Raw genomic sequence first — 3,868 nt, 5'->3', positions numbered from 1 at the left:
GATCGGTCAGGTGGTGTCTCGCAAGGCGGAGGAGGGAGCCGCAGCGTGCTGCGGTGACCGACGACAACGCGGCGAGGCGCCGCCTGACCGACCGCGGTAGGCAAAAGATCCGCAGGACAGGGCCTAGCCCGCGCCGATCACCTGCGCGGCGCCGAGGTAGCCGGCGAGCAGGCTCTCGGCGAGCGCCCGCACCGTGTCGTCTCCGGGCAGGAAGTACGGGCTGTGCAGCCCCGCCTCCGTGTCGGTGCCCACGAACAGCATCAGCGACGGCACGACCGACGCGAAGTGGGCGAAGTCATCGGCACCGCAGGAGCGCAGCGTGGCGGGCATGTGGTGGGCGGCGTCGACGAGGATGCAGCCGGTCTCCTCGGCGAGGCGGGCGTCGTTGACGAGCACCGGATCCCCGTAGATGATCCGCACCTCCGCCTCGCAGCCGTAGGCGCGGGCGACCCCCTCGGCGAGCTCGTGGAAGCGCTGGTGCAACCGGCGGCGCCAGGACTCCGACATCGTCCGGATGGTGCCGCGGGCGGCGGCCTGCTCTGGAATCGCGTTCGGAGCGGTGCCCGCCGCCACGGTCCCGAAGGTGACCACCGTCGGCGTCATCGGGTCGGCGTCGCGGCTGACCAGTTGCTGGGCGGCCACGATGACCTGGGCGAGTGCCAGGATCGGGTCGCGGGCCAGGTGGGGATAGGCCGCGTGCCCGCCCTGCCCCCTGACGATGACGGTGAACTGGTCCGCGGAGGCGTTGACCGCGCCGGGAGTGCAGGCCGTCTGACCGGCTTCGAGCACCGGCTGGACGTGTGCCGCGATCATGGCGCCGACCTGGTTCCGCTGGAGCGCGCCCGACTCGACGATGTCACGGGCGCCGGAGGGGGGACCCTCCTCGCGAGGCTGCAGCACCGCGACCATCGGCGTCGGCGCCTTCACGTGGTCGATCGCCCTGGTCAGCGCGACCAGGGCGGCGAGGTGGACGTCATGGCCGCAGGCGTGCATGGCACCGTTCCGCGAGGCCCAGGGCACCCCCGTCTCCTCGGAGATCGGCAGGGCGTCCAGCTCTCCGCGCACCCCGACGGCCAGGCCGTCGCCGCCGACCCGCAGGAGCGCACCGGTCCCGGCCACCCGCTCCATCGCGCTGCCCTCGGGCAGCGCGTCCAGCACCCGTTTGAGCGTCGGCTCCTCCTGGCCGGACAGGCACGGCTCGGCGTGCAGTTCCCGCCGCAGCCGGAAGGCGGCGGGCAGCTCGGCGTGGAGCGCGTCGCGGAGCCGCGCGCCGATCTCGTTCACGGTCTCCCCCCGAGGCCGCGGGGGTGGCCGGCCCTCATGCGCCCTCCCCGCCGAGCGCGCGGGCCTCGGCCGGGCCGATGCCCCCGCTCACGCCGTCGACCACGGCGATCCCGCCGGACGGGTGCGAATCCATCAAAGGCTCCTCTGTGGTCGGCAGGCCCGGCCATCGGGCATGACAAGGCTCGTCATACCCTTCTGAACCTCCTGAAGCACTCGAACCGCCGGTGGGGGGCCCGGCGATTCGGGTGGACACGGCGGGTCAACCCGTGAGGCGAGGATCCCTGGGCGGGCCACCGACCGCCTCACCGTCCGCACCGCCTGTCACGACACCGCCTGTCACGGCGCCCGCACGCCCGGCCCGGATGCCGTACGTGAGGGTGACCGCGACGATGGCGAGCGGGAAGGCGGTGGCGACGAGGATGCCGGTGCGCAGACCCGAACCGCCGTCGTCGGGGAGCACGGCCGACAGATCGCCCAGCAGCCCGGTGGCGGCGGCGGAGGCGTCCGCGGCGGCTCCGGCGATCCAGGGACCGGCCGCGCCACCGGCGTCGCCGAAGACGGCCAGCACGCCGAACATGGCCGCGCCGCCGAGGGGGAAGCGGGCCGCGGCGAGGCTGAAGGTCCCCGGCCACAGCAGGCTGACGGCCAGGCCGCACACCGCGCAGCCGACGAGGCTGACCACCGGGTCGGCGGACAGGCAGGCCACCAGGTAACAGACGGCCGCCAGCGCACCGCACGAGGTCATGGCCGGTACCAGCGGGATCCGCTCGCCCCACAGGCCGTAGACGATGCGTCCGATGCCCATCAGGACCGCGAACAGGCACGGACCCGCCAGGTCACCCCAGACCTTCGAGACCCCCAGGCCCTCCTCCGCGAAGAGGGAGGACCACTGCGACATGGTCAGCTCGGCCGCGCCGGCGCAGAGCATCAGCACGACGGCCGCGGCGAAGGCGGGGGCGCGGAAGAGTTCCCGCAGTGCGGTGCGGTGCTCGTCGGGGACGGTCGCGGGCAGCGGCACCCTCAGGAAGGCCACCATGTTGACCAGCGGGACGAGTGCCCAGGCGACGGGCAGGACCTGCCAGGCGCCCTGGCCGATCCAGGCCAGCAGCAGGGTGCTGCCCGCCACCACCGCGACCTGTCCCCAGCAGTAGAAGGAGTGCAGCAGGCTCATCGCCGCGGCCTTGCCCTCCTGCGGGCTGGGCAGCGCGTCCACGACGGGGCTGACGAGCACCTCCAGCAGACCGCCGCCGACGGCGTAGACGACGATCGCGACACACAGTCCCAGGTACGGGGAGGGTGACAGCTCCGGGGCCACCGCCAGCAACACCAGCCCCACCGCCGACAGGACATGGGCCAGCACCAGCGGGATGCGGTAACCGGTCCGGTCCACGAACTTCACGGCCACGATGTCGGTGACCAACTGGGTGGCGAAGTTGAGCAGCACCAGCCGCCCGAGCATCTCCAGCGGCAGCTGGTAGCGGGTCTGGAACACGATGAACAGCAACGGGGCCAGGTTGTTGACGATCGCCTGGGTGACGTACCCGGTGTAACAGGCGCGACGGGTGTGGTCGTACGTGGTCATGGGCGATGCGCGTCTCTCCCTGGAAGGCCGGCTGTCCGCAGCCTAAGGGGCGATCCGCCGAGATTGCGCACCTACCTGCTGAAGTGCGCCGGGCGGTCCGCTCCCGCCGCGGGAGCCCATCGGCGGGGGAACGGGGTGCCGCTAGAGCCGCAGGGCCGGGATGCCGGCGGGATGAGGGCGGACGGGTTCGGGGAGGCTGAGGATGAACCAGACGGTCTTGCCACCCGAGGGGGAGTGCGTGACGCCCCAGTCGTCGGCGAGGGCGTCGACGATCTGCAGGCCCCTGCCACCGGTGGCCTCCATGTCGCGGGCGCACACGCGGGGCGCGCCCGCCCCGGGGTCGAAGAGCTCGCCGTGGACCAGGTCCCCGCCGCCGCGGATGCGCAGTGCGCACGCGGCACCACCGTGCTTGACGGCGTTGGTGACCAGCTCGCTGACGACCAGCACGCAGTCGTCTATGAGGTCGTCCACACCCCACAGGGAGAGCTCCCGGCGAACCATCGAGCGGGCATCACGCACGCTTGACGGGGCGGCGGACAGCAGGCACTCGGCCGCGTACTCGGGGACCGCGTCAAGGTACGCCGCGGATGAGTTGTGGTGGAGAGACACTGCGCCTCCTTCTTGTGGGAGCGCTCCCACAACAAAGGTAGAACATCTAACCGCATCTGTGAATTGATTTCGCCCTAATTGTTTCCGTCCTATGTCGCAAAAGTGAGGAAAATTCACTTCATTGGCCATCACCCAAGGTCACCGGAAACCGTCCCGACCTCTTCGGTACGGGTTCCTCCCTGGTCGCCGGAGCGGCCGGGCACCGCGCCGGCCCCGGCGGCGCGGCCGCCGTACCGGGGTCAGCGACGTTGCTCCGCCACTGGTCGTGGGCGATGCCCATGGCCTCGTCCTCGTTCTCGGCCCAGCCGAGGTGGACCTGGAGTGCCGCCTTTCCGCCGCCTCCGGCATCCCGATAGGCACGGACCGGGGCGCGGTCCCGGCCGAGGTCCGGCC

The 3,868-nt window shown here is 72.1% G+C and carries 3 protein-coding genes and 1 pseudogene; all 4 read right to left on the bottom strand.

The window, feature by feature from the left end:
* Nucleotides 1-123 precede the first annotated feature (123 nt).
* The gene (locus ABZU75_RS45690) at nt 124-1,284 is read right to left on the bottom strand and encodes a M20 family metallopeptidase (protein WP_355569607.1); all 1,161 of its coding nucleotides are present in this window, start codon (nt 1,282-1,284) and stop codon (nt 124-126) included.
* 259 nt (nt 1,285-1,543) lie between these two features.
* The gene (locus ABZU75_RS45685; protein ID WP_355569604.1) at nt 1,544-2,866 is read right to left on the bottom strand and encodes an MFS transporter; all 1,323 of its coding nucleotides are present in this window, start codon (nt 2,864-2,866) and stop codon (nt 1,544-1,546) included.
* A 141-nt stretch (nt 2,867-3,007) separates the two neighbouring features.
* Complete coding sequence (locus ABZU75_RS45680; protein ID WP_355569601.1) at nt 3,008-3,475, bottom strand: ATP-binding protein; 468 nt, start codon at nt 3,473-3,475, stop codon at nt 3,008-3,010.
* A gap of 118 nt (nt 3,476-3,593) precedes the next feature.
* A pseudogene (locus ABZU75_RS45675) lies at nt 3,594-3,868 on the bottom strand (hypothetical protein); the annotation flags it as partial.

Origin of the sequence: Streptosporangium sp. NPDC005286, from assembly GCF_040607515.1 — a bacterium.
In the GTDB taxonomy this organism is placed as follows: Bacteria; Actinomycetota; Actinomycetes; order Streptosporangiales; family Streptosporangiaceae; genus Streptosporangium.
This window is presented reverse-complemented; position numbering and strand designations above follow the sequence as displayed.

What these genes read in the sequence shown, in the direction of transcription:
- ABZU75_RS45685 (WP_355569604.1), bottom strand. Translation starts at nt 2,866, where the DNA reads ATGACCACGTACGACCACACCCGTCGCGCCTGTTACACCGGGTACGTC.